At 62.8% G+C, this 24,989-nt stretch carries 20 protein-coding genes and 1 pseudogene; 13 read left to right on the forward strand and 8 right to left on the reverse strand.

The features are described 5' to 3' along the window. The 3 genes and pseudogenes from EN990_RS08045 to EN990_RS08055 all read left to right on the forward strand — a co-directional run. Positions 1 to 488 (forward strand): annotated as a pseudogene (locus EN990_RS08045) (glutamine synthetase); the annotation flags it as partial. 80 nt (positions 489 to 568) lie between these two features. Continuing rightward, positions 569 to 1,804, forward strand: a complete 1,236-nt coding sequence (locus EN990_RS08050) for a putative DNA modification/repair radical SAM protein (RefSeq protein ID WP_064992898.1) — start codon at positions 569 to 571, stop codon at positions 1,802 to 1,804. A 2-nt stretch (positions 1,805 to 1,806) separates the two neighbouring features. Further along, complete coding sequence (locus EN990_RS08055; RefSeq protein ID WP_064992897.1) at positions 1,807 to 3,264, forward strand: UdgX family uracil-DNA binding protein; 1,458 nt, start codon at positions 1,807 to 1,809, stop codon at positions 3,262 to 3,264. Between the two features lie 52 nt (positions 3,265 to 3,316). Here EN990_RS08055 and EN990_RS08060 read toward each other — a convergent pair whose 3' ends face one another. The 4 genes from EN990_RS08060 to EN990_RS08075 all read right to left on the reverse strand — a co-directional run bounded on the left by EN990_RS08060 (position 3,317) and on the right by EN990_RS08075 (position 7,811). Then, positions 3,317 to 4,582 (reverse strand): glycerate kinase, encoded by a 1,266-nt coding sequence (locus EN990_RS08060; RefSeq protein ID WP_127384917.1) that lies wholly within the window; start codon positions 4,580 to 4,582, stop codon positions 3,317 to 3,319. Next, positions 4,579 to 5,082 (reverse strand): heme-degrading domain-containing protein, encoded by a 504-nt coding sequence (locus tag EN990_RS08065; protein WP_064992895.1) that lies wholly within the window; start codon positions 5,080 to 5,082, stop codon positions 4,579 to 4,581. The genes EN990_RS08060 and EN990_RS08065 overlap by 4 nt, the downstream gene beginning before the upstream one ends. 193 nt (positions 5,083 to 5,275) lie before the next feature. Beyond that, entirely contained in the window at positions 5,276 to 6,592 is a 1,317-nt protein-coding gene (gene guaD, locus EN990_RS08070) for a guanine deaminase (protein WP_063169826.1), read from the reverse strand. Between the two features lies 1 nt (position 6,593). Beyond that, complete coding sequence (locus tag EN990_RS08075; protein WP_064992893.1) at positions 6,594 to 7,811, reverse strand: urate hydroxylase PuuD; 1,218 nt, start codon at positions 7,809 to 7,811, stop codon at positions 6,594 to 6,596. Between the two features lie 131 nt (positions 7,812 to 7,942). Between EN990_RS08075 and EN990_RS08080 the strand changes: the two genes are divergently transcribed. The 3 genes from EN990_RS08080 (at position 7,943) to EN990_RS08090 (ending at position 11,242) form a co-directional block, all read left to right on the forward strand. After that, complete coding sequence (locus tag EN990_RS08080; protein ID WP_024501932.1) at positions 7,943 to 8,863, forward strand: LysR family transcriptional regulator; 921 nt, start codon at positions 7,943 to 7,945, stop codon at positions 8,861 to 8,863. A gap of 124 nt (positions 8,864 to 8,987) precedes the next feature. Then, on the forward strand, positions 8,988 to 9,995 hold the full coding sequence (locus EN990_RS08085) for an LLM class flavin-dependent oxidoreductase (protein ID WP_127369943.1): 1,008 nt from the start codon (positions 8,988 to 8,990) through the stop codon (positions 9,993 to 9,995). Continuing rightward, positions 9,992 to 11,242, forward strand: a complete 1,251-nt coding sequence (locus EN990_RS08090) for an LLM class flavin-dependent oxidoreductase (protein WP_127369942.1) — start codon at positions 9,992 to 9,994, stop codon at positions 11,240 to 11,242. Before EN990_RS08085 ends, EN990_RS08090 begins: the two co-directional genes overlap by 4 nt. A 12-nt stretch (positions 11,243 to 11,254) precedes the next feature. Here the strand turns inward: EN990_RS08090 and xdhC are convergent, their stop codons facing one another. The 4 genes from xdhC to uraH form a co-directional block, all read right to left on the reverse strand. Further along, complete coding sequence (xdhC, locus tag EN990_RS08095) at positions 11,255 to 12,136, reverse strand: xanthine dehydrogenase accessory protein XdhC (RefSeq protein ID WP_127384916.1); 882 nt, start codon at positions 12,134 to 12,136, stop codon at positions 11,255 to 11,257. Positions 12,137 to 12,210: 74 nt separating this feature from the next. Beyond that, on the reverse strand, positions 12,211 to 14,565 hold the full coding sequence (gene xdhB, locus EN990_RS08100; RefSeq protein WP_127370157.1) for a xanthine dehydrogenase molybdopterin binding subunit: 2,355 nt from the start codon (positions 14,563 to 14,565) through the stop codon (positions 12,211 to 12,213). 190 nt (positions 14,566 to 14,755) lie between these two features. Beyond that, complete coding sequence (xdhA, locus tag EN990_RS08105; RefSeq protein WP_127384915.1) at positions 14,756 to 16,237, reverse strand: xanthine dehydrogenase small subunit; 1,482 nt, start codon at positions 16,235 to 16,237, stop codon at positions 14,756 to 14,758. Between the two features lie 3 nt (positions 16,238 to 16,240). Beyond that, a complete protein-coding gene (uraH, locus tag EN990_RS08110) occupies positions 16,241 to 16,615 on the reverse strand; it encodes a hydroxyisourate hydrolase (protein WP_013528242.1) in 375 nt (124 codons plus the stop codon). A gap of 203 nt (positions 16,616 to 16,818) precedes the next feature. Here uraH and puuE point away from each other — a divergent pair, with 203 nt between their 5' ends. From puuE to EN990_RS08145, 7 genes are all read left to right on the forward strand, one after another. Next, positions 16,819 to 18,237: an allantoinase PuuE gene (gene puuE / locus EN990_RS08115; protein WP_127369374.1), complete on the forward strand. Its 1,419-nt coding sequence runs from the start codon at positions 16,819 to 16,821 to the stop codon at positions 18,235 to 18,237. A gap of 10 nt (positions 18,238 to 18,247) precedes the next feature. Further along, positions 18,248 to 19,111: a bifunctional allantoicase/(S)-ureidoglycine aminohydrolase gene (locus EN990_RS08120; protein ID WP_024501939.1), complete on the forward strand. Its 864-nt coding sequence runs from the start codon at positions 18,248 to 18,250 to the stop codon at positions 19,109 to 19,111. Then, complete coding sequence (locus tag EN990_RS08125) at positions 19,108 to 19,614, forward strand: ureidoglycolate lyase (protein WP_013528245.1); 507 nt, start codon at positions 19,108 to 19,110, stop codon at positions 19,612 to 19,614. The genes EN990_RS08120 and EN990_RS08125 overlap by 4 nt, the downstream gene beginning before the upstream one ends. After that, positions 19,611 to 20,204: a nucleoside deaminase gene (locus tag EN990_RS08130; RefSeq protein WP_024501941.1), complete on the forward strand. Its 594-nt coding sequence runs from the start codon at positions 19,611 to 19,613 to the stop codon at positions 20,202 to 20,204. The genes EN990_RS08125 and EN990_RS08130 overlap by 4 nt, the downstream gene beginning before the upstream one ends. Positions 20,205 to 20,286: 82 nt before the next feature. Further along, on the forward strand, positions 20,287 to 22,272 hold the full coding sequence (locus tag EN990_RS08135; protein ID WP_127384914.1) for a CocE/NonD family hydrolase: 1,986 nt from the start codon (positions 20,287 to 20,289) through the stop codon (positions 22,270 to 22,272). A gap of 154 nt (positions 22,273 to 22,426) precedes the next feature. Beyond that, positions 22,427 to 24,013 carry an ABC transporter substrate-binding protein gene (locus tag EN990_RS08140; RefSeq protein WP_013528248.1) on the forward strand — a complete coding sequence of 529 codons (1,587 nt, stop codon included), beginning with the start codon at positions 22,427 to 22,429 and terminating at the stop codon, positions 24,011 to 24,013. 16 nt (positions 24,014 to 24,029) lie between these two features. Then, on the forward strand, positions 24,030 to 24,989 hold the full coding sequence (locus tag EN990_RS08145; RefSeq protein ID WP_013528249.1) for an ABC transporter permease: 960 nt from the start codon (positions 24,030 to 24,032) through the stop codon (positions 24,987 to 24,989).

The following is a 24,989-nucleotide window of genomic DNA, read 5'->3' on the forward strand; positions in this document are numbered from 1 at the left end:
GCCTCATCCAGACCATGGCGGAATCGATGCTGGTGTTTGCGCCGCACGCCAATTCCTGGCGGCGCTTCGTCTCGCAATCCTATGCGCCGGTGGCGCCGACATGGGGCGTCAACAACCGATCGGTGGCGCTGCGTGTGCCGGCCGGCGACGCCAAGAACCGGCGCATCGAGCACCGGCCGTCGGGCGTCGACGCCAACCCCTATCTGATCGCCGCAACCGTGCTCGCCGGCATCATCAAGGGCATGGATGAAGGGCTCGATCCGGGGCCCGAAACGACCGGCAACGGCTATGAGGCAGCGGTCACGCGCACAACCATGCCTGTCGACTGGCGCGCCGCGATCGAATCGGCCCGGGCGTCCAGCTTCCTGAAGAACGCGCTCGGCGAGGACCTGCACCGGACCTTCGTGGCGATCAAACAGTCCGAATACCTGCGCGTGGCACGCACGGTCAGCGAACTGGATTACCACCTCTATCTGCACGAAGTCTGAGGGCCGGGCGGGCGATCACTTTTTCGCCGTTTCCATCAAATGAGGTGGCATAAGGGCGGATAAGAACATATCATGAACGGATGAGCGCACTCACCGTCCGTGAAAAACTGGCTGTCCTCTCCGATGCCGCCAAATACGATGCGTCCTGCGCCTCATCGGGTGCGGCGAAAAAGGACTCGCTGGAATCAGGCGGCATCGGCTCCACCGAGGGCATGGGCATCTGCCATTCCTACGCGCCGGACGGCCGCTGCATTTCGCTGCTGAAAATCCTGCTGACCAATTTCTGCATCTATGATTGCAGCTACTGCATCAACCGTTCGTCTTCCAACGTGCGGCGAGCCCGCTTTGGCATCGACGAGGTGGTGAAGCTGACCATGGATTTCTACCGGCGCAACTACATAGAAGGCCTGTTCCTGTCCTCGGGTGTCGTTCGCTCGCCGGACGAGACCATGGGGGAGATGGTCGAGGTGGCGCGCCGGCTACGCCTGGAGGAGAAATTCTCCGGTTACATCCATTTGAAGACCATCCCGGAAAGCTCGGCCGAACTGGTCGAGCAGGCCGGTCTCTATGCCGACCGGCTGTCGATCAATGTCGAACTGCCAACCGACGAGGGTGTGAAGCGGCTGGCGCCCGAGAAGAAGCCGGAGACAATCCGGCTTTCCATGGCCAGGCTGCGCCAGAAGATGGAGGAGAAGGCCGAGCCGACTTTGAAGACCAAAAAGCGCGAACGCTTTGCGCCGGGCGGCCAGTCGACGCAGATGATCATCGGCGCCGACAAGACATCCGACGACGGCATATTGCACACGAGCGCCCGGCTCTATGGCAGCTACCATCTGCGGCGGGTCTATTACTCGGCCTTCAGTCCGATTCCGGATTCGTCGTCGTCGCTGCCCCTGCAGAAGCCGCCTCTGATGCGTGAGCACCGGCTTTATCAGGCCGACTGGCTGATGCGGTTTTACGGCTTTTCGCAACCGGAAATCCTCGCCGGCAGCAGCGACGGCATGCTCGATCTCGCCATCGACCCGAAGCTGGGCTGGGCACTGCGCAACCGGGGGCAGTTTCCCGTCGACATCAATCGCGCCGACCGCGAAGCGCTGCTGCGGGTGCCGGGCCTCGGCACCAAGGTGGTGGCGAAGATTTTGGAGACGCGTCGGCACCGGCGCATGCGGCTCGAGGACGTCGGACGGATCTGCCAGTCGATCGCCAAGCTCAGGCCGTTCATCATCGCCGAAGGCTGGTCACCTGGCGCGCTGACCGACAAGGCCGGCCTGCGCGAAAAGATTGCCTCCTCCTGCGAACAGTTGTCGTTGTTCTGATCATGCGGCCGGCGGAACTCGATCTCGCCAGATACAGAGTTCGGCTCGACAGCGAGACGGATTTTGCGGGCTGGCGTGACGCGGCACGGCGGCTGGCCTTGAATGAGGTCAGGCCCGAGGACGTCGACTGGCATGTCGCGCCAGGCTCTGATCAGGCACAATTGCCTGAAGTGCCTGCGGGCGCGCAACTCGTCGTGCCGCGCGACTTCCTCGGGCATGCCGAAACGGCGTTCTGCCATTCCGATCCCGGCCGGTTTGCCTTTCTCTACCGAATGCTGTGGCGATTGCGCGACGAGGCTAAACTGCTGGAAATCGCGTCGGATTCCGACACCAGGCGGCTCGAGGCCATGGAGAAGGCGGTGCGGCGCGACAGCCACAAGATGCACGCCTTCGTACGTTTCCGGAAAATCGGCGACGGTGCCGATGAGCGCTATGTCGCCTGGTTCGAGCCGGATCATTTCATCGTCGAGCGCAACGCCGATTTCTTCGTCAGACGTTTCACCGGCATGCGCTGGACGATCCTGACCCCTTATGCCTCTGCCGACTGGGATGGCGAAAGGCTGGCGATCGGGCCGGGCGCGGCCAAGGGCGATGCGCCTGATCAGGACGATACCGAGGCGCTCTGGCGCACCTATTTCGAGAACATCTTCAACCCGGCGCGATTGAAGGTGAAAGCCATGCAGAAGGAGATGCCGAAGAAATATTGGCGGAACCTTCCCGAGGCCTCGCTCATTCCAGACATGATCGCAGGAGCGGACAAGGCCGCCAAGGACATGATTGCGAAGATGCCGACAACACCCGCGCCGCACCACGCAAAGGTGCAGGCACGGCATTGGCCGAAGCAGCCCGTCGAAGCACCGGAAGATGATGCAAGCACGATTCCGGAATTGCGCGAGGCAGCGAAAGGCTGCCGCCGCTGCCCGCTGTGGCGCGACGCGACGCAGACCGTCTTCGGTGAAGGCCCTGACAATGCCAAGGTGATCTTCGTCGGCGAACAGCCGGGGGATCAGGAGGACCTCGCCGGCAAACCTTTCGTGGGTCCGGCCGGCAAGGTGTTCGATGCGATCCTGGACGATGCCGGTGTCGACCGGCAAAAGGTCTATGTCACCAACGCGGTCAAGCACTTCAAGTTCGAGCCGCGCGGCAAGCGCCGCATCCACTCCAAACCGAATTCCGGTGAGATTCAGGCCTGCCGCTGGTGGATCGACCAAGAATTCGAGCTGATCAAGCCGAACCTCGCCGTGGCACTCGGCGCGACAGCGGCGATGTCGCTGCTCGGCAAGGCGATTCCGGTGACAAAGATGCGCGGACAAGTGATCGAGCGCGAGGACGGATTGCGCGTGTTCATCACCATCCATCCCTCCTTCATCCTGCGCATCCGCGAACCCGCGGACAAGGAGGCTGAACGCGAACGGTTCCTGCAGGATATGAAGCTGGTGAAGCGGCTGATGGCCGCCTGATTGGTCTGTTTTGCGCGATTCCGGACGGAAAACCTTCCTGGAATTGCTGCGGCTACCTGATCAGAATTGCCCTGAGATCGTTGACATTCGTACCGGTCGGGCCGGGTACGAAGAGATCGTCAACCGCGTTGAAGGCCGTCCAGGCATTGTTGCCGGCAAGCATAGCCTTGGCGTCCACCCCGGCAGCGCGCATGCGCGACACGGTCGAAGCATCGGCAAAGGCACCGGCATTGTCTTCCGAACCGTCGATGCCGTCAGTATCGGCGGCCAGCGCATTGATACCGTCGACGCCATTGATGCCGATGGCGAAGGCGAGCAGGAATTCCGAATTGCGGCCGCCCTTGCCTTTTGCGCGCAGCGTCACGGTTGTCTCGCCGCCCGACAGGATCAGCACCGGCTTCGAGAAAGGCCTGTTGCGCGTCGCCACTTCACGCGCGATCGCGGCGTGGACACCGCCAACCTCGCGCGCCTCGCCTTCGATGGCATCGGAGAGGATAATCGCCTCGACGCCTTGCCGTTTCGCTTCCGTAGCGGCGGCTTCCAGCGATACCCCGGCCGAAGCGATCAGATGCACCTCGTTGCGCAAAAAGCGCTCGTTATCCGGGCTTGGCGCATCGGCGGCCGGCGAATTGATATGCGCCATCACCGAGGCCGGCAGTTTCATGCCATAGGCCGATATCGAGGCCAGCGCGTCGGCGCGGCTGCCTGTATCCGGTACGGTTGGGCCGGAGGCGACCATTGCCGGATTATCGCCGGGAATATCGGAGACGATCAGCGACACCACCCTGGCCGGCCATGCGGCCGCCGCCAGCCTGCCGCCCTTGATGGTGGAAAGGTGCTTGCGGATAGTGTTCATCGCCGCGATCGGCGCACCCGAGGCGAGCAGCGCCTCATTGACGGCGATCTCGTCGGCCAGCGTCAAGCTGCCGGCCGGCGACGGCAACAGCGCCGAGCCGCCGCCGGAAACCAGCGCCACCACCAGATCGTCCGCCGTCAGCCCTTGCACCTTCGCCAGCAGCCGGCGCGAGGCTTCAAGGCCGGCAGCGTCCGGCACCGGGTGCGCCGCCTCGATGATCTCGATGCGCTCGCAGGTCGCGCCATAGCCATAGCGGGTGACGACCAGCCCTTCGATGGGGGCGTCCCACACTTTCTCGAAGGCTGCCGCCATTTGCGCCGAGCCTTTGCCCGCGCCGATGACGATGGTACGGCCCTTGGGCTTGGCCGGCAGATGATCCCTGATGGTTCGTTCCGGATCGGCGGCGGCGACGGCGGCGTTGAAGATGGAGACGAGGAACGATTTGGGGTCGAGCACGGTCATTCGGCTTCCCGAGGCAATGCCAAGCCGCGCTTGTCGACGCCCAAATGATCGCACAGCGCATCGACGACGACGCCGTGATCCTCGCGCTCGGGCAGTCCGGAAACGGCGATGACGCCAATGACGCCGGTGCCCTTGGCGGTCACCGGAAAGCCACCGCCGGCCAGCACGTAGTCGGCAATATCCAGCCCTTCACCAATCTTGAAGGTGCGGTCGGGGCGCTGCTGTTCCAACACCATGCGATAGGTGCTTCTCAGGAACCGTTTGACCACATTGATCTTGCGCCGCGCCCAGTCGGGATTGGAAGCGTTCGAGCCCGGCAGCGCGGCGTAGAACAGCGGCCGGTCCCACAGCCTGATGTCGACTATGATGGGTAGATCTTCGGCGATTGCACGATCGCGAATGGCGGAGCCGATTTTGAAAGCGACGGCCTCGTCGAAGGTCGCGAAGACAAGGGTCTCTTCCTGTCTCTTGATCAGAGCGATGTCGTCAGCAACGGCCATTTTCTTTCTCCGAAATCGTCACACGTCGTGTGTACGACAAGCTCCGCTCGGTCAAGCTTCCGTGGCGTGGCCACCTTCTCCCGAGGGGAGAAGAGACGAGCACGGGCCTCGGCTTCCTCCTCTCCCCTCGGGGAGAGGCCGGATTGCCCCGAATTGCCTTCGCAATTCGGTTGGCAATCCGGGTGAGGGGGTCTTACCCCGCGCTCATGTCAGCCTTGGCTGGCCGCCCCGCCACATAAACTTCGCGGACGGAGCGGTCGTCGCCCAGCGTCTGCAGGAGAAAGAGTTCCTGCGCCAGCGTCTCGACCGTCTCCATCCTGAGTCGCATTCCCGGCGTTGCCCTGGCGTCCAGCACGACGATGTCGGCGTCGGTGCCCGCGTCCAGCGTGCCTATCTTTTCCACCACCGACAGCGCCTCGGCATTGCCGCGCGTCGTCTGCCAGAAGGACTGGAACGGGTTGAGCTTTTCGCCATTCAGCGCGATCACCTTGTAGCCTTCGTCCATGGTGCGCAGCATGGAGTAGTTGGTGCCGCCGCCGACATCGGTGGCGGCGGCGATGCGGATCGGCTTGTCGCGTCGGCGAAAGCGCTGATAATCGAAGAGGCCGGAGCCGAGGAAAAGGTTCGAGGTCGGGCAGAACACCGCCACCGAGCCCGAGTCCGAAAGCGCATCCGCTTCGCGCTCCGACAAATGGATGCAGTGGCCGAACAGGCTCTTTTTGCCTAACAGCCCGTAATGCTCGTAGACGTCGGTGTAGTCGCGCGCCCACGGGTAGAGTTCCTGCGTGAAAGCGATCTCGGCGTGGTTTTCCGACAGATGCGTCTGCATGTGCAGGCCGGGATGTTCGCGGCACAACACGCCCGCCATCTCCATCTGCTCCGGCGACGAGGTGATGGCGAAGCGCGGCGTGATGGCGTAGTGCTGGCGGCCCTTGCCGTGCCACTCCTTGATCAGCGCCTTTGTGTCGTCATAGCCGGATTGCGGGGTGTCGAGCACGCCGTCGGGCGCATTGCGATCCATCATCACCTTGCCGGCGATGTTGAGCATGTTGCGGTCATGCGATTCTGCGAAGAAGGCTTCGGCCGAGGCCTTGTGCACCGAGCAGTAGGCGGCGACCGTCGTGGTGCCGTGGCGCACCATTTCGTCGAGGAACAGCCGCGCGATGCGGCGGCCGTGCTGGGCGTTGGCGAACTTCGTTTCTTCCGGAAAAGTGTAGGTGTTCAGCCAGTCGAGCAGTTCGGCGCCGTAGGAGGCGATGATCTGCATCTGCGGAAAATGCGCATGGGCATCTATGAAGCCGGGCAGCAGCAGATGCGGCCGGTGGTCAATCCTTTTCACCGTTTCGTCGGCTTGCTTTTCAACATCGGCATAACTACCCGCGGCGACGATCCTGCCGTCACGGATCAGCAGTCCGCCATCCTCCTCGTAGCGCCAGGCGGAATGGTCTTCGAGAGTTTGCGGCCAGCGCACAAAGGACAGCGTGCGGCCGCGCAGAAGTGTCGAATTCATGCTATTTCCCTGCGCCTTCGAACCAGGCCATCAGCAGCGCCCGTTCCTTGTCGGTGATCTGAGAGACGTTGGCGGGCGGCATGGCGTGGCTGCGGCCGGCCTGCAGATAGATTTCGCGGGCGTGGTTGGCGATGTCGGCATCGGTGTCGAGCATCACGCCCTTGGGCGCATGATAGATGCCCTCATACACCGGCTCCGCCGCGTGGCACATCGAACAGCGGCCGAGCACGGTGTCGCGCACTGCCGGGAAATGCGCTGAAGCGACATAGATTTGCGCCGACGCGGATTCCTTGGGTTCGCCGGTCAGCACCTTCGGCGCGGTCGACAGCCAAATGATGACGATGAACAGGACGAGTGCCGCCATCCAGGTCCAGGTCGGATTGCCCTTGCGCGCATGGACCGAGTTGAAATAGTGCCGGATCAGCACGCCGATGATGAACACCAGCGAGGCGATGACCCAGTTGAACTCAGTGCCGAACGCCAGCGGATAGTGGTTCGACAGCATCAGGAACAGGACCGGCAGCGTCAGGTAATTGTTATGGAGCGAGCGCTGCTTGGCGATCTTGCCGTATTTCGGGTCGGGCTTGCGGCCGGCGATGAGGTCGGCGACGACGATCTTCTGGTTGGGGATGATGACCATGAAGACGTTGGCCGACATGATCGTGGCGGTAATGGCGCCCAGATGCAGGAAGGCGGCGCGGCCGGTGAACAGATGCGTCAGCCCCCAGGCGATGAACACCAGCACACAATAGAGCACCAGCATCAGGCCGGTGTCGCTTTTGCCCAGCGGCGAGCGGCACAGCAGATCGTAGACCACCCAGCCTACGCCGATCGTTGCCAGCGACAGCAGGATACCGACCGGCACCGACATCGGCAGCACGTTCGGATCGATCAGGAACAGATCGGCTCCGGCATAATAGACGACGCACAGCATGGCGAAGCCGGAAAGCCAGGTGGCGTAGGATTCCCATTTGAACCAGGTCAGGTGTTCCGGCATTTCGGCCGGCGCCACCAGATATTTCTGGATGTGATAAAAGCCGCCGCCATGCACCTGCCATTCCTCGCCGAAGGCGCCGACGGGCATGCCGGGACGCTGGCGCAGGCCGAGATCAAGCGCGACGAAATAGAACGACGAGCCGATCCAGGCGATGCCGGTGACGACATGCAGCCAGCGCACGGCGAAGCTCAGCCAGTCCCAGAAAATCGCGAAATCCATCATTGAACTCGTCCCTGCCGATTGGGTGACTTTACGGGCTGGAGCGCAAACGGAAAGAGGCGCGACGCACGAGGACTTTCAAAAAAAAATGGAAAATACTAGGTTGATCCTGCAAACCGGCGAAGGTGCTCCGCATGGCCTATCTCGACAACATCGCCGTCTTCGTTCGCGTCGTTGAACTCGGCAATCTGTCGGCGGCCGGGCGCGACATGCGCATTTCGCCGGCGGTCGCTTCCAACCGCATCAAGGAACTGGAGAAGCACCTTGGCGTGCGGCTGTTCAACCGCACCACGCGGCAATTGATGCCGACCGAGCATGGCACGGTTTTTTACGGGGGCGCCAAGCAGGTGCTGGAGGCGATCACCGAGGCGGAAGCCGCGGTCTCTGCCCTTTCCGGCCAGCCGCGCGGCACCATCCGCGTCACGGCACCGCTCGGCCTCGGCCGCCGGCTGGTGGCGTCGGGCATCCCCGATTTCCACGACAAATACCCTGATATCGAGGTGCGGCTGAGGCTCTCGGACCACAATGTCGACATCATGAAGGAAGGCATCGACGTCGCCTTCCGGCTCGGCATCATCGAGGATTCCAGCCTCAGGATGCGCGGCATCATGGAATGCGAGCGCGTGCTGGTGGCGGCACCGAAATATCTCGAAGCGCGCGGCGAACCGATTGAGCCGCAGGAGCTGATCGGCAAGAAGCACGACTGCCTGATGCTGCGTTATTCGGGCGCGCGCGAATATGTGTGGACGCTGCAGACCCCCACCGGCCCGCAGAAATTCGAGGTACACGGGCCCTACGACACCGACGATGGCGACGTGCTCACCGGCTGGGCGCTTTCAGGCCGCGGCATCATCAACAAGCCGCGCTTCGAGGTCGAGCCATTCATCCGCGACCGGCGGCTGAAGGTGATCCTGCCCAGCACGCCACCGACACCGGTGCAGTTCGCCGCCGTCTATCCGCACAAGAAGCTGCAGGATCCAAAAGTGCGGCTGCTGCTCGACTTCATGGCCGAGCGCTGCCAGCGGCTGATCAACGATCTGCTTGCTGGCAAATAAAGGCTGGCCGGCAAATAGGGACTGGCCGGTAGGTGAGCGGCGGTTTGGCCCAGCGCCGGCGGTTGCCATCCCAGGATGTGGCGAACATAGTTCGGGTGGCATTTCATCTCATAGGGAACCCTCGATGGACAACGGCGCCACAATGCATCTTGCCGTTTCGCTCGCCGATCCATCCCTCGAGACTGGGTTGGAATTCAGCCGCCTGGCTGGTTTCGTGCAAAAGGCTGAAGCAGCCGGGCTGGACATGGTGCTGCTTGCCGATGCCGTGCCAGCGTCCGAAAGCGAAGCCGCGAACAAACGGATGCCCTTCGAAGCGACGACCTTACTGGCCGCTCTGGCGACTGTCACAAGCAGGATCGGCCTGGTTGCGGCTGCCTCGACAATTGCCCACCAACCCTACAATCTGGCACGCCGTTTCGCTTCGCTCGACGTTATCAGCCACGGCCGCAGTGGCTGGAACGCAACCATGACGCAAGCGCCACGGGAAGCAGCCAATTTCAGCCGGCCCGAAGGATTTTCGCCTAACGATTTCCGCCGTCGCAGTGAGGAATATATCGGCATCGTGCAAGGTCTGTGGCAGGGCTGGGATGCGGACGCGCTGCTGTTCGACCAGAGCGGCGGCCGCTTCCACGACCCCGAAAAGATGCACCTGCTGGAGCACAAGGGCGAATTCTTTTCCGTGCGCGGACCGCTGAACGTCGCCCGGTCGCCGCAGGATACGCCAGTGCTCGTCTTGTCGGGCCTGCAGGAATCCGACTTCGATATTGCCACTCGCACCGCCGATGTCATCCTGCTGGACGGCGGACTGGTGGAGGGCGCGACCGAACGCTATGACGATATCAGGCGCCGTGTCACGGCGTGCGGACGCACTCCCGATGCTGTGAAAGTGCTGACGAACGTCGCGCTTATCGCCGATAGTAAGCCGGCTGCCGTCGCCGAGAGGCTGGAAAAGGAATTCCTGGCGAAAAGCTGCGACGGGTTCAACATCCTGATGCCGGCACAGCTTTCAGCGCTCGACGATTTCGTCGGCTTGGTTCTGCCGGAACTGCGGCGGCGTGGCCTGGTTCGAGAAAGCTATCGCGGAAAAACGTTGCGCTCGCATCTCGGGCTTGCCGGCGGAGGTGACCGATGACCGCTCGCCAGATGAGGCTGGGCGCCTTCCTGTGGGCGACAGGCCACCACATCGCCGCCTGGCGCCATCCCAAGGCACACGTCACCGCCGGCATCGACATCGACCATTACATCGCATTGGCGCGCACGGCGGAGACGGCAAAATTCGACATGGTGTTCTGCGAGGACGCCGCCGGCCTGCGTGAAGCCAATATCGGCATTGCCAGCCAGACGTCGCGCTCGATCGGTTTCGAGCCGATCAGCCTGCTCTCGGCGCTCGCCGTCCAGACCAGCCGCATCGGCCTCGTCTCGACAGCGTCGACAAGCTACAACGAGCCCTATGGGCTGGCACGAACCTTCCTGTCGCTCGACCATCTGAGCGGCGGCCGGGCCGGCTGGAATCTGGTCACCTCGGCCAGCCCCATCGAAGCAGCCAATTTCGGCGCGACGGGCCTCAAGCCCCATGCCGACCGCTACGAACGGGCGCGCGAGTTCGCCGAGGTGGTGACCGGCCTGTGGCACGGCAAGGCTTCCGGCCATAACGGCCAGAGCTTTTCGGTTCGCGATCCGCTCGACCTGCCGCGCTCGCCGCAGGGCGCGCCGGTGATGGTTCAGGCCGGCGCCTCGGATGTCGGCCGCGACCTTGCCGCCCGCACCGCCGATGTGGTGTTCACGGCGGCGCAGACCTTCGAGGAAGCCAAGGCCTTCTATGACGATCTCAAAGGACGTCTGCCGGCCTACGGGCGCGAGCCGGACGACATCAAGATCATGCCGGGCGTCGCACCGGTGGTGGCGGAGACCGAAGCGGAGGCCCGTGAAAAATACGAGGAATTGCAGGAGCTGATCCCCGACGATGTCGGCGTGGCGCTGCTGTCCAGCTATCTCAGCATCTCCGATCTGTGGCGCTATCCGATCGATGGGCCACTGCCGGAACTGCCGGAGAGCGAGGGGATGAAGAGCAGGCAAGCGCTGGTGATCGAGCAATCGCGCCGCGACGGCCTCTCCATCCGCCAGCTCGCCCGGCATTTTGCCGGCGCGCGGGGCCATTGGCGCATCGTCGGCACAGCGGCCCAAGTCGCCGACGAACTGCAGACGCGGTTCGAGGGTGGGGCGGCCGACGGTTTCAACGTCATGCCCTCATATTTCCCCGGGGAACTCGATGCCTTTGCCACGCTCGTCGTGCCGGAGTTGCAGCGGCGCGGCCTGTTCCGGACGGAATACCAGGGCCGCACGCTGCGCGACCATCTGGGTTTGAAACGGCCGGTTTAGCTGCGGCGCAGCTTAGCCTGCCATCACCTTGCCATGCGGAATTTGATGGTCGGCATTTAAGGCTGCGTTGTGATTGACCAGCGCCGTCATGATCTCGGCCGCAGCCAGCGCCGCGATGACCTGAGGGCGCTTGTCCTTGACGGTGTCGCCGCCAATTGGCGAGACGAGGCGGGCAAACTCGGCCTGGCTGCCGTCCGCCGATTTCAGGAACCAAGTCCTGAACGTCGCTTTCTTGGTCTTCGAGCCGATCATGCCGACATAGGCGGTGTCACCGCGTTTCAGCGCTTCCGCGACGATCAGGAAATCCAGCGCATGATCGTGGGTAAGGATGGCGAAGGCGGCGCCGGCGGGGGCATTCCGCACCATCGCTTCCGGCATAGCTGTCAGCCGTGTCTCGATGGTTTCGGGCATGCCTTCCAGTGCTTCGGCCCGCGTCTCGATGACGACGCCGTGCACGGGAAGAAGTGCGATCGCCGATGCCAGCGCCTGGCCGACATGGCCACCACCGAAGATGTAGACGTACGGCAGGTGCGCCTCCTCGGCTTCCGCGGCCGCAACCAGGTCGCCGGCAAGCGCAGCATCGACGAGCCGGATCAAGACTTCGACGCGCCCGCCGCAGCATTGGCCGATCTCGGGACCCAGCGGGACGTCTAGGATAGCGCAGACTTCGTCAACCTCGATGCGGACTTCTTTGCCCAACATCTGCCTGGCCTTGTCGATTGCCATATATTCGAGCTGACCGCCGCCGATGGTGCCAAAGATCGCCGTCTGCGAGACGAGCATGAAGGCGCCCTTCTCGCGTGGCGTCGAGCCTTTTGTTCCGGCCACTTCGACCAGGGCAACCCGACCGGCGCTGGCGAGAAAGGCTTTCAGGCTTTGCACTTTCGAGTTCATGGTTCACGTTCCCGAATGGGAAATATAGGTTTTTTCGGCCCGGATTGCACGCATTGCCGACCCTGGGGCCGGATTCAGGCGCCGGCCTCCTTCTTCAGCCGCTCGATCGCCATCAGAACCCGCTCCGGGGTCGCCGGAGCATCGAGGCGCGGGCAGATCCTGTTGTCGGCGACACTGGCCACCGCGTCCGATAGCGCATGCAGCACCGACATGCCGAGCGGGAACGGCGGCTCGCCGACCGCCTTGGAGCGGTGGATGGTCGGCTCGCCGGCTTCCGGCCAGTCGGCCAAGGTGACGTTGAAGATCTTCGGCCGGTCGGAGGCGAGCGGGATCTTGTAGGTCGACGGTGCATGCGTGCGCAGCCGGCCCTTGGCGTCCCACCACAGTTCTTCCGTCGTCAGCCAGCCCATGCCCTGGATGAAGCCGCCTTCGATCTGGCCGATATCGATCGCCCGGTTCAGCGAGCGGCCACAGTCATGGAGAATATCGGTACGCTCGACCATGTATTCGCCGGTCAGCGTGTCGACCGAGACTTCCGAGCACGAGGCGCCATAGGCGAAATAATAGAAGGGGCGGCCCTCGCCCTTGTCGCGGTTCCAGTGGATTTTCGGCGTCTTGTAGAAACCAGCCGCCGACAGCTGGATGCGGGCCATATAGGCCTGCTTGACAAGGTCGGCGAAGGCGATTTCCTGGTTGCCGATGCGCACCCGGTTGGGCAGGAACAGCACCTGATCACGCGGCACCTGATATTTTTCGGCGGCGAAATCGGTCAGCCGATCCTTGATCTGGCGCGCGCCATTCTGCGCCGCCATGCCGTTGAGGTCGGAGCCGGACGACGCTGCCGTAGCCGAAGTGTTCGGCACCTTGCCGGTCGTTGTCGCGGTGATCTTCACCTGGTCGAGATCGATCTGGAACTCTTCCGCCACCACCTGCGCCACCTTGACGTAGAGGCCCTGCCCCATCTCGGTTCCGCCATGGTTCAGATGCACCGAACCGTCGGTGTAGACATGCACCAGCGCGCCGGCTTGATTGTAATGCGTGGCGGTGAACGAGATGCCGAATTTGACCGGCGTCAGAGCGAGGCCCCGCTTGATGAAACGGCTGTTGGCATTGAAGGCCGATATTTCACGCCGCCGCCGCGCATAGCTCGCGCTTTGCTCCAGCTCGGCGACGATGCCCTGGATGATGTTATCCTCGACCGTCTGGTGGTAGGGCGTGATGTTGCGGCCCCCCTCGCTACTGGTGCCGTAGAAATTCTTCTTGCGGATTTCGAGCGGATCCTTGCCAACGGCAAAGGCCACCTCGTCGATGACGCGCTCGGCGCCGACCATGCCTTGCGGGCCGCCGAAACCACGAAAGGCGGTGTTCGACACGGTGTTGGTGTAGAGCGGCGCCGACTGCGCATGCACCGCCGGCCAGAAATAAGTGTTGTCGCAGTGGAACAGCGCGCGATCGGTTACCGGGCCGGACAGATCCGACGAAAAACCGCAGCGCGCCGCGAACATGAAATCGACGCCGAGGATGTTGCCCTCATCATCGAAGCCGACCTCGTAATCGACGAGGAAATCATGACGCTTTCCGGTGGCGATCATGTCGTCGTCGCGGTCGGGCCGGATCTTCACGGCGCGGTGGTGTTTCTTCGCGGCGATCGCGGCCAATGCGGCAAACTGATTTCCCTGCGTTTCCTTGCCGCCGAAGCCGCCTCCCATGCGGCGGATTTCCACCGTGACGGCATTGCTCGGCACGCCGAGTACGTGGCTGACCATGTGCTGGACTTCGCTTGGATGCTGGGTCGAGGAATAGATGGTGACGTCCTGATCCTCGCCAGGAACGGCCATGGCGATATGGCCTTCGAGGTAGAAGTGTTCCTGGCCGCCGATGCGCATTTTTCCCTTTAGCCGGCGCGGCGCCTGACGGATCGCCGTAGCGGCATCGCCGCGCTTCAGGGTGAGAGGCGGCGTGACGAGCTTGTCCTTCTTCGGATCGAGCGCGCCGATGTCGGTGACGAAAGGCAATTCCTTGTATTCGACCTTTGCCAATCTTGTGGCGCGGCGCGCCTGCTCGCGAGTTTGCGCAATAACGCAGAAGATAGGCTGGCCGTAGAATTGCACCTTGCCGTCGGCAAGCACCGGCTCGTCGTGGCGGCCGGTCGGCGAAATGTCGTTTTCGCCCGGCACGTCACTGGCCGTCAACACGTCGACCACACCGGGCGCTGTACGCACCGCCGAAAGATCCATGCTGGTGATGGTGGCATGCGTGGCACCGGAAAGCCCTAGGCAGCCATGCAGCGTGCCTGATGGTTCCGGCATGTCGTCGATGTAGACGGCGGTACCGCTGACATGTTTGTGCGCGGAATCGTGGCGCTGATCGGTGGCGACGCCGCCAGCGATCTTTTCAGCCTTGAGGTTGGGGGCAGCGTGCTTGTTCATCGAATGCCTCTTTTCCCTTCTCCCCGCTCACGGGGAGAAGGTGGCCCGAAGGGTCGGATGAGGGGCGACGCTGACCGTGACTGGTTTGCAGATACCGATCGACGACGGCGCCGCCCCTCATCTGCCTGCCGGTATCTTCTCTCCGTGAACGGGGAGAAGGACGCTATTGGTTTGCTGGCGCTGATATGCATCACGCCGCCTCGTGCCGTGAGACCTGGAATGGCGCCTTGGTGCCGCTGGTCTCGGCAAAAAAACGCAACAGCAGGTTCTTTGCCGCCAGCGCCCGATATTCGGCGCTTGCCCGCATATCGGTCAGCGGCGTGAAATCATTGGCGTATTCGGCCATGGCCGCCTCGACCGTGGCCTCCGTCCAGGATTTGCCGAGCAGGGCGTGCTCGACACCGAGGGCCCGTTTAGGTGTCGCTGCCATGCCGCCATAGGCGATGCAAATGTCGGCCACCGTGCCGTCCTTGGCCAGTTCCAGGAAAAACGCGCCAAGGGCCGCGGTAATGTCCTCGTCGCGACGCTTGGTGATCTTGTAGACGGCAAACTTCGTTTCCTTGGCCGGCACCGGCACATGCACGGCCTCGACGAATTCACCCGGCTGCCGATCCTGTTTGCCGTAGGCGATGAAGAAGGTTTCCAACGGGATCGTCCGCTGCTTCTTGCCCTTGCGCAAGGTGAGACTTGCGCCAAGTGCGATCAATGGCGGTGGCGTATCTCCGATCGGCGAGCCGTTGGCGATGTTACCGCCGATGGTGCCCATGTTGCGCACCTGTTCGCCGCCGATGCGATCGAACAATGGCCCCAACGCCGGGATGCGCTTCGCCAATGTCGCGAAGGCGTCAGTGTAGGTGACGCCGGCGCCGATCGAAATGACGCCCTTGTCTTCCGAGATGGTGCAAAGCCCGTCGAGATCGCCGATGAAAATGGCCGGTGAAATATCGCGCATGTGCTTGGTCACCCACAGGCCGACATCGGTCGAGCCGGCCACGATGGTAGCGCCGGGTTCCTTGTCCAGCACGGCGGCGAAATCGTCGACATCGGCCGGCACGACCAGCCGCGCCTTGCCGGTTCCGATCTCGACCCGGGCGCCGTCACGCATGGCCTCGAGCCTCGCGGTGATCGCCTTGCGTTCCGTGGCCAGCGGGTCCTTTGCCGCCTTGCCGTAGCTGGAGATGGCATGCGCGGCGCGCATGATCGCCTCGTAGCCGGTGCAGCGGCAGAGATTGCCTTGCAAAGCCTTTTCGACATCCGCGTTCGAGGGATCAGGCGACTTCATCCACAAGCCATAGAGCGACATGACGAAGCCGGGCGTGCAGAAGCCGCATTGCGAGCCGTGGAAATCGACCATCGCCTGCTGCACCGGATGCAACTGGCCGGGTGAACCGCGCAGATGCTCGACCGTCACGACATGGGTGCCGTCGAGCGAGCCGAGGAAGCGGATGCAGGCATTGACGCTTTCATAGACCAAGCCGCCCTCCGACAGCTTGCCGACCAGCACGGTGCAGGCACCGCAGTCTCCCTCGGCACACCCTTCCTTGGTGCCGCGCAGCGAACGGTCGAGCCGCAGCCAGTCGAGCAAGGTCGCGTCGGGTGCCACCGACGAAAGCGCCACATCCCTGCCATTGAGAATGAAGCGGATTTCGTTGCGGATGCTAATTTTCGTCATGCCTCAGCTCCCCCTGTAGGTCGAGTAACCGTAGGGCGAGACCAGCAGTGGCACATGATAATGCACAGGCTCGGCCATGCCGAAGCGGATCGGTATCACATCGAGAAAGGCCGGTTTCGGCAGGCTCAACCCCTGCTGGCGCAAATAGTCGCCGGCGGCGAAGACCAGTTCGTATTCGCCGGTGCGGAATTCCGCGCCGGCGAGCAGCGGCTTGTCGCAACGGCCGTCGGCATTGGTGAGAACGGTCTTCAGATGTGTCCGCGCCTTGCCCTCGAGGTGATAGAGCGCGATCGACAGTCCCGCCGCCGGCTTGCCGGTCGCCGTGTCGAGAACATGGGTCGTCAGACGCCCGCCGTCGGCTTTCGACGTTTCTGCCATTGGCCGCCTCCCATTTCCGGTACGAGCGAATTGGCCCGGTACGGTCAAGTATCAACAGTGAATTGTGCGCCAATTAAAGGCGATGCATAAGTCCCGGTCGAGCGGAGTGCGACAAAAACACTTTCAAAAATTTTCGGGGGAATGCGAGAAGCACCCTTTCGATATTCTGATCATACTTCGGGCCGTGCCCGGCGGGAGGGACGATGCGTTACAGCAGAGACATGCGTGGCTACGGAGCCAATCCGCCGGACCCGAAATGGCCTGGCGGTGCACATGTCGCCGTGCAGTTCGTCGTCAATTACGAGGAAGGTGGCGAAAACTGCGTGTTGCATGGCGACAAGGCGTCCGAAGCCTTCCTGTCGGAAATCGTCGGCGCGGCACCCTGGGTGGGTCAACGCCACTGGAACATGGAATCCATCTACGAATACGGCGCCCGCGCCGGCTTCTGGCGGCTGCTCCGGCTGTTCACCGAGTCGCAAGTGCCGATCACCTGCTACGGCGTCGCCACAGCGCTCGCCCGTTCGCCGGATCAGGTAGCGGCCATGCATGACGCCGGCTGGGAGATCGCTTCGCACGGCTTAAGATGGATCGACTACCGCGACCACAGCGCCGAGGATGAGCGCCGCGACCTCGAGGCGGCGATCAAGCTGCACTACGAAGTGACCGGCGCGCGCCCGACCGGCTGGTATACGGGTCGCACATCGATCAACACGGTGCGGATTGTGGCGGAAGAAGGCGGCTTCGACTATGTGTCGGACACCTATGACGACGAGCTGCCGTACTGGTTCGAGCATGAGGGCGGCGCGCAACTCATCATCCCCTATACGCTCGACGCCAACGACATGCGGTTCGCCACGCCGCAAGGTTTCAACTCGGGCGACCAGTTCTTTGCCTATTTGAAGGACAGCTTCGATACGCTCTATGCCGAGGGCAAGGCCGGCCGGCCACGCATGATGAACATCGGCCTGCACTGCCGCCTCGTCGGGCGGCCGGGCCGGGTGGCGGCGCTGAAGCGCTTCGTCGACTATGTGAAGTCGCACGACAAGGTCTGGCTGGCGAGGCGCATCGACATCGCCAAGCACTGGCAAGAGGTCAATCCTTATCAACCGGCGGCACTCCGTCCATCGAAGATGGAATTCGAGACCTTCGTCCACACTTTCGGCGGCGTGTTCGAGCATTCGCCCTGGATCGCCGAACGCGCCTACGAACTGGAACTAGGCCCGGCGCATGACACTTCGGGCGGCCTGCACAATGCGCTTTGCCGTATCTTCCGCTCCGCCAGCGAAACCGAACGGCTTTCGGTGCTCAACGCCCATCCCGACCTTGCCGGCAAGCTGGCCAAGGCCAAACGGCTGACGGCGGAATCGACCAGGGAACAGGCCTCGGCCGGCCTCGACGCGCTGACCGACAAGGAGCGCGAACTGTTTTCCAAGCTCAACGCCGCCTACGTCACCACCTTCGGCTTCCCTTTCATCATCGCGGTGAAGGGCAAGACGAAGGAGGAAATCCTGGCGGAGTTCGAGGCGCGCATCGGCAACAGCCGCGGCGTCGAATTCGAGACCGCCTGCAAACAGGTCGAGCGCATCGCGCTGCTCCGCCTCAAGGACATGCTTCCGCAATAGGTTTGAAACCATGGATACGATCAGGATGCCCGAGCGAACCTATTACGCGCCACATGGCGGCCATTCCGGCCAGAACGAGCTTCTGACCGGCCGCGCCGTCTTCACCGAGGCCTATGCCGTCATTCCCCGGGGTGTGATGCAGGACATCGTGACCAGTGCGTTGCCGTTCTGGGACGAAACCCGCGTCTGGATCTTGTCGCGACCGCTATCGGGTTTTGCCGAGACGTTCTCGCAATACATTGTCGAGGTCGCGCCCGGCGGCGGCAGCGATCGGCCGGAACCCGATGCCGGCGCCGAAGGCGCTCTGTTCGTGGTCGAAGGCGAACTGACGGTTCTGCTTGCCGGCAAGACGCATGTGTTGCGGCCCGGCGGCTTTGCCTTCCTGCCGCCGGCCAGCGGCTGGACGGTTCGCAACGAAAGCAGGGCCGCCGTGCGCTTCCACTGGATTCGCAAGGCTTACGAGGTGGTCGACGGTCTCGATGTGCCGGAAGCCTTCTTCACCAATGAGCAGGAGATCGCGCCAACGCCGATGCCCGGCACCGAAGGCCGCTGGGCGACGACGCGGTTCGTCGATCCGGCAGATTTGCGCCACGACATGCACATGACCATTGTCACGCTGGAACCCGGCGCGGTCATTCCCTTCGCCGAGACCCATGTCATGGAGCACGGTCTCTATGTGCTGGAGGGTAAGGCCGTCTACCGCCTCAACCAGGACTGGGTCGAGGTCGAGGCCGGCGACTATATGTGGCTGCGCGCCTTCTGCCCGCAGGCCTGCTATGCCGGTGGCCCGGGTAAATTCCGCTATCTGCTCTACAAGGACGTCAACCGGCACGCCAAGCTCGGCGGCGCCGGCATCGCAAGGCGCGCGCTGTGACCCGTATCGTCGCGCGGCCGCTGACCCGCGAGGGCTTTGCCCCCTTCGGCGATGTCATCGACATGGGCGGCGACAACCACTACCCGATCAATGGCGGCAGGGCCGAGCGCTATCATGATCTGGCTACCGCCGAAGCAACCGGTCCGAACGCCCGCGTGCTGATCTCGATGGTGCGCGGCACGCCCTACGAATTGCCCCTGAAATTGAGCATGGTCGAGCGCCATCCCTTCGGCAGCCAGGCCTTCATCCCGCTCTCGCCGCGCCCCTTCCTGGTCGTCGTCTGCCATGACGGGGAGCAGGGGCCGGGCGAGCCGCATGCCTTCATCACCGCACCCGGACAAGGTATCAATTACCGGCGCAATCTCTGGCATGGCGTGCTGACGCCGCTCGGCGAGGCTCAGGACTTCCTGATCGTCGACCGTGGCGGCGATGGCTCCAATCTCGAAGAGTTCCATTTCTCGCACGCCTACGAGATCCACTTGCCCAACGAGAGCCTCCTGTGACCGATATTTCACTGATCGACCGCCTGCTCGATGTGATCGAGCACGACATCGTGCCGAAGACGGCCGAGGGCGTTACCTATGGCAACAAGCTGTTCGGCGCGGCGATCCTGCGCAAGGACGACCGTTCGCTGGTGCTGGCTGAAACCAACAACGAGATGGAAAACCCGCTCTGGCATGGCGAGGTACACTGCCTGAAGCGTTTCTACGAAATGCCCAGGGCTGAGCGCGTCGATACGAAAGACGCCATCTTCATCGCCACGCACGAACCCTGCTCGCTGTGCCTGTCGGCGATCACCTGGACCGGCTTCGATAATTTCTACTATCTGTTCAGCCACGAGGATTCGCGCGACAGCTTCGCCATCCCGCACGACCTGAAGATCCTGAAAGAGGTCTTCACCCTCGATCCCGGCGGCTACAATGCCGAGAATGCCTACTGGAAGAGCTTTTCTATCCGCAGGCTGGTGCGAGCGTTGCCCGAGGCAGAGCGGCGACGGCTGGAGACCCGTATCGGCGCGATTTCGGCGCGCTACGATGAATTGTCCAACATCTATCAGGCGAACAAGGACGATAACGATATCCCGCTGAACTGACGCGGATTGACCAGCCGAATTCGTTGGCTGGCCCACGACGCGGCACGGCAGGTTCCATCATCTGGCGATCCTGGAGCATGCCATGAAAACCGTCACCGAATTTGCCCGCAAAATCGTCGAATTCCCGGATATGGGCATCGTCATGCCGGATGGCTGCCGCCTGTCGGCGCGGGTGTGGATGCCGGAGGATGCGGGCGACGATCCGGTGCCTGTCATCCTAGAGCATCTGCCCTACCGCAAGCGCGACGGCACCATCTTTCGCGATCAGCTGACGCATCCTTATTTCGCCGGCCACGGCTATGCTTCGATCCGCGTCGACATGCGCGGCAATGGCGATTCCGAAGGGCTGATGGACGACGAATATTCCGAGCAGGAATTGCAGGACGCCTGCGACGTCATCGCCTGGGCGGCAAGCCAGCCCTGGTGCAACGGCAATGTCGGCATGATGGGCATTTCCTGGGGCGGCTTCAACTGCCTGCAGGTGGCGGCCAAGCGGCCGCCGGCGCTGAAAGCGGTGATCAGCCTGTGCTCGACCGTCGACCGCTATGCCGACGACATCCACTACAAGGGCGGCTGCCTGCTGATCGAGAATTTCGGCTGGGCCTCGACCATGCTGTCCTACTCGTCGCGGCCGCCGGATCCGCTTTTGGCCGGCGACAACCGGTGGCGCGATCTGTGGCTGACCCGGCTGGAGAACCAATCCTTCCTGGCGCCGCTGTGGCTGAAACACCAGCACCGTGATGCCTACTGGAAGCGCGGCTCGATCTGCGAGGATTTTTCCGCCGTCAAAGCCGCCGTGCTGTCGATCGGCGGCTGGCATGACGGCTACCGCAACACCGTCTCGCATCTGGCGACCAACATCCAAGCCCCGGTCAAGGGCATCGTCGGGCCATGGATCCACAAATACCCGCACTACGCCGGGCCCAAGCCTGCCATCGGCTTCCTGCAGGAGGCCTTGCGCTGGTGGGACCGCTGGCTGAAGGGTGTCGACACCGGCGTCGAGGCCGACCCGGCCTACCGCGCCTATGTCATGGACAGCGTGCGTCCGGCGCGCTGGCACCCCGAGCGTCCCGGCCGTTGGGTGGCGGAGCAGGAATGGCCCTCGCCAACCATCAAGATGCAAACAGTCGATCTGATCCCCTCAACGGAAAAACCCGCCATCATCGCCTCTCCGCAAAGCTGCGGCCTGGCCGGCGGCGAGTATTTTCCCTTCACCTTCGGCCCCGAACTGCCCGGCGACCAGCGCCCCGACGATGCGCTGTCGGTGTGTTTCGACCAGCCGGAACTCAGCGAGCCGATCGACATCGTCGGAGCGCCGGAGGTCGAGCTGCGGCTATCCTCTGATCGTCCGCAGGCCAACATCGCGGTCCGGCTTTGCGATGTGCATCCCGACGGCGCCTCGGAGTTGATCTCCTATGGCGTGCTCAATCTGACGCACCGCAATTCGCACGAATTCCCCGAGGCGCTGGTGCCGGGCGAAACCGTCTCGGTGCGCGTCGTGCTCGATCAATGCGCCTATCGCGTGCCGGCCGGCCACCGGCTGCGTGTTGCCGTTTCGAACGCCTATTGGCCTGCCATCTGGCCGTCGCCGGAGCCGGTCCAGCTCACCTTGTCGACGGCGACGCTCAATTTGCCGCTGCGGCCGCTGGCGACAGGCGACGAAGTGACGTTCGCCGAGCCGGAAGGTGCCACCCCCTGGGCAACAGAGACGATCCGCGCCGCCAATTCAGAGCGCCATGTCGATCGTGATGAGAAGACCGGAATGGTGACGCTTTCCATTGTTGACGATTTCGGCGAGGTGCGTGATCTCGCCCATCGCCTCGCCAATGGCAGCATCGCCCGCGAGACCTGGACGATCCATCCCGACGATCCGCTGTCGGCCTCGGGGAAGACGCACTGGACGCAGACCCTGTCGCGAAACGGATGGTCAGTACGCACCGAAACGACAGCCGAAATGCGATCGGATGCGCAAAACTTCATCGTCAGCGCCAGAATCGAGGCCTATGAGGACGAAACCCTCGTCTTCGAGCGCAATTTCGAGGAGAAGGTGCCGCGCGCGCTTCTTTGAATGCCGATTTCATTGGTCCAATTGCGACGTACGATTTACGCCACGGCATGTCGCATTCGGTCTTGCTTACCGCTTTCCCTTGCGGTCATTATTCTCCTCACAAGAAACAAGAAAAACGACCGCAGAGTCGAACCAACAGAGTGAGGAACTCAAAATGTCGAACGAACTGGAATTTCTTAGCCGGCGTGTCGCGTCGGGCAAACTGAGCCGTCGTGATTTTCTCGGCCGGGCGGCGGCGCTCGGTATCTCCGCGCCCTTCGCCAACTCGCTGCTTTCAAGCGCTGCACGCGCGGCAGGCCCGGTCAAGGGCGGCACACTGAAGGCCGGACTTGTCGGCGGCGAATCCACCAACAGCCTTGATCCGGCACTGTTCATGACTCAGGTGCCGTTCGCCTTCGGCAAGATGTGGGGCGAATTGATTGTCGAGCTTTCGCCGGAAGGCAAGCTCGAGAACCGCATCGCCGAGGAGATCGGCTCGTCGGACGACGCCAAGGTGTGGACGCTGAAGATCCGCGACGGCGTCGAATTCCACAACGGCAAGACAGTGACCGCCGAGGACGTGGCCGCCACACTTGAGCGCCATTCCGACGAGAAGTCGAAATCCGGCGCGCTCGGCTACATGAAAGGTATCGAGACCATCAAGGCCAGCGGCAAGGAAGTCGTGCTGACGCTGAAGGAGGCCAATGCCGATCTGCCCTATTTGCTCAGCGACTATCACCTGATCGTCCAACCAAATGGCGGCAAGGACAAGGCTGACGCAGGCATTTCGGCCGGTCCTTACAAGGTCACGACCAATGAGCCCGGTGTGCGCCATGGCGGCGAGCGTTTCGCCAATTACTGGCAGGGCGACAAGATGGGCCATGCCGACCAGATCGAGATCATCGTCATCAACGATGCGACGGCGCGCACGGCCGCCCTGCAGGGCGGCCAGGTCAACGTGATCAACCGCGTCGAGCCGAAGATCGTCGACCTGATCAAGCGCCTGCCGGGCGTCACCATCCGCAACCACGCGGGTCCTGGCCACTACGTGTTCATCATGCATTGCAACACGGCGCCGTTCGACAACGCCGATTTGCGCATGGCACTGAAGCTGGCCATCGACCGCGAGGAAATGCTGGACAAGATCCTGCGCGGCTACGGTTCGCTCGGCAACGACTTCCCGATCAATGCGTCCTATCCGCTGTTTACCGAGATCGAGCAGCGCAAGTACGATCCCGACAAGGCCAAGTTCCACTTCAAGAAGTCCGGCCACGACGGCGCCGTCCTGCTGCGGACCTCGGACGTCGCTTTCCCGGGCGCCGTCGATGCATCGCAGTTGTTCCAGCAGAGCGCGGCCAAGGCCGGCATTCAGATCGAGCTGAAGCGTGAGCCCGGCGACGGCTATTGGAACGAGGTCTGGAACAAGCAGCCCTTCTGCGCGTCCTACTGGGGCGGCCGCTCGACCCAGGACCAGATGTACTCCACCGCTTATCTGTCGACCGCCGACTGGAACGACACGCGTTTCAAGCGTCCTGACTTCGACAAGATGGTGCTGGCGGCGCGCGCCGAGCTCGACGAGACCAAGCGCAAGCAGATGTATCATGACATGGCTGTCCTGGTACGAGACGAGGGCGGCCTGATCCTGCCGATGTTCAACCAGTTCATCGACGCTACCGGCGCCAAGGTCGGCGGCTGGGTCGACGATCCGCATCAGGAGCTGATGAACGGCTACGCGCTGGCGAAGTGCTGGCTCGAAGCCTGAGCTTGGCCTTGCGGATATGTCCTCACCCATCTTGAAACTGGTGGCCCAGCGCGTTGCGCTGGGCATTCTGCTCTTGTTGGCCGTTTCGGTCCTGATCTTCGCCGGCACCCAGATCCTGCCCGGCGACGTCGCGCAAGCCATTCTCGGACAGTCGGCGACGCCGGAGTCGCTTGCCAATCTGCGCGAGCAGCTCGGACTCAACCAGCCAGCCTATCTCAGGTATTTTCATTGGCTGGGCGGCGTGCTGACCGGCGATCTCGGCACGGCCATGTCGAGCGGGCAGGACATCGCCACGTCGATCAAGGGACGGCTGTGGAACACGCTGTTCCTCGCCTTCTGGGCGGCGATCGTCGCCGTGCCGCTGGCGATCATCCTCGGCCTGATCGCGGTGCGCTACCGCAATGGCTGGGTCGACAAGCTGATCTCCGGGCTGGCGCTGGCCTCGACCTCGTTTCCCGAATTCTTCATCGGCTATGTGCTGGTCTATTTCTTCGCCGTGAAATGGCAGATCTTCCCCGGCATTTCGACCGTCTATGACGGCATGCCTTTTGGCGAACGGATGCAGGCGATCGCCTTGCCGGCGACGGCGCTGACGCTGGTCGTGCTCGCCCACATGATGCGCATGACACGCGCGGCGATCCTCAATGTCATGCAGTCGGCCTATGTCGAGACGGCGGAACTGAAGGGCCTGTCGGCTTTCAACGTCATCCGCAAGCACGCCTTCCCCAACGCCATCGCGCCGATCATCAATGTCGTCATGCTCAACCTCGCCTACTTGATCGTTGGCGTCGTCGTGGTCGAGGTGATCTTCGTCTATCCGGGCATGGGACAGTATCTGGTCGACCACGTCACCAAGCGAGATGTGCCGGTGGTGCAGGCGGTCGGCCTGATCTTCGCCGCCGTCTATATCAGCCTGAACATCATTGCGGACATAGCGGCGATCGTCGCCAATCCGCGTCTCAGACATCCGAAATAG

It is taken from the genome of Mesorhizobium sp. M7A.F.Ca.US.005.03.1.1 (genome assembly GCF_003997975.1).
Lineage (GTDB): Bacteria > Pseudomonadota > Alphaproteobacteria > Rhizobiales > Rhizobiaceae > Mesorhizobium > Mesorhizobium ciceri.

Bases quoted from the DNA above. Each gene is read 5' to 3' on its own strand.
- EN990_RS08050 (WP_064992898.1), top strand. From the start codon at position 569: ATGAGCGCACTCACCGTCCGTGAAAAACTGGCTGTCCTCTCCGATGCC.
- EN990_RS08055 (WP_064992897.1), top strand. From the start codon at position 1,807: ATGCGGCCGGCGGAACTCGATCTCGCCAGATACAGAGTTCGGCTCGAC.
- EN990_RS08060 (WP_127384917.1), bottom strand. From the start codon at position 4,582: ATGACCGTGCTCGACCCCAAATCGTTCCTCGTCTCCATCTTCAACGCC.
- EN990_RS08065 (WP_064992895.1), bottom strand. From the start codon at position 5,082: ATGGCCGTTGCTGACGACATCGCTCTGATCAAGAGACAGGAAGAGACC.
- guaD (WP_063169826.1), bottom strand. From the start codon at position 6,592: ATGAATTCGACACTTCTGCGCGGCCGCACGCTGTCCTTTGTGCGCTGG.
- EN990_RS08075 (WP_064992893.1), bottom strand. From the start codon at position 7,811: ATGATGGATTTCGCGATTTTCTGGGACTGGCTGAGCTTCGCCGTGCGC.
- EN990_RS08080 (WP_024501932.1), top strand. From the start codon at position 7,943: ATGGCCTATCTCGACAACATCGCCGTCTTCGTTCGCGTCGTTGAACTC.
- EN990_RS08085 (WP_127369943.1), top strand. From the start codon at position 8,988: ATGGACAACGGCGCCACAATGCATCTTGCCGTTTCGCTCGCCGATCCA.
- EN990_RS08090 (WP_127369942.1), top strand. From the start codon at position 9,992: ATGACCGCTCGCCAGATGAGGCTGGGCGCCTTCCTGTGGGCGACAGGC.
- xdhC (WP_127384916.1), bottom strand. From the start codon at position 12,136: ATGAACTCGAAAGTGCAAAGCCTGAAAGCCTTTCTCGCCAGCGCCGGT.
- xdhB (WP_127370157.1), bottom strand. From the start codon at position 14,565: ATGAACAAGCACGCTGCCCCCAACCTCAAGGCTGAAAAGATCGCTGGC.
- xdhA (WP_127384915.1), bottom strand. From the start codon at position 16,237: ATGACGAAAATTAGCATCCGCAACGAAATCCGCTTCATTCTCAATGGC.
- uraH (WP_013528242.1), bottom strand. From the start codon at position 16,615: ATGGCAGAAACGTCGAAAGCCGACGGCGGGCGTCTGACGACCCATGTT.
- puuE (WP_127369374.1), top strand. From the start codon at position 16,819: ATGCGTTACAGCAGAGACATGCGTGGCTACGGAGCCAATCCGCCGGAC.
- EN990_RS08120 (WP_024501939.1), top strand. From the start codon at position 18,248: ATGGATACGATCAGGATGCCCGAGCGAACCTATTACGCGCCACATGGC.
- EN990_RS08135 (WP_127384914.1), top strand. From the start codon at position 20,287: ATGAAAACCGTCACCGAATTTGCCCGCAAAATCGTCGAATTCCCGGAT.
- EN990_RS08140 (WP_013528248.1), top strand. From the start codon at position 22,427: ATGTCGAACGAACTGGAATTTCTTAGCCGGCGTGTCGCGTCGGGCAAA.
- EN990_RS08145 (WP_013528249.1), top strand. From the start codon at position 24,030: ATGTCCTCACCCATCTTGAAACTGGTGGCCCAGCGCGTTGCGCTGGGC.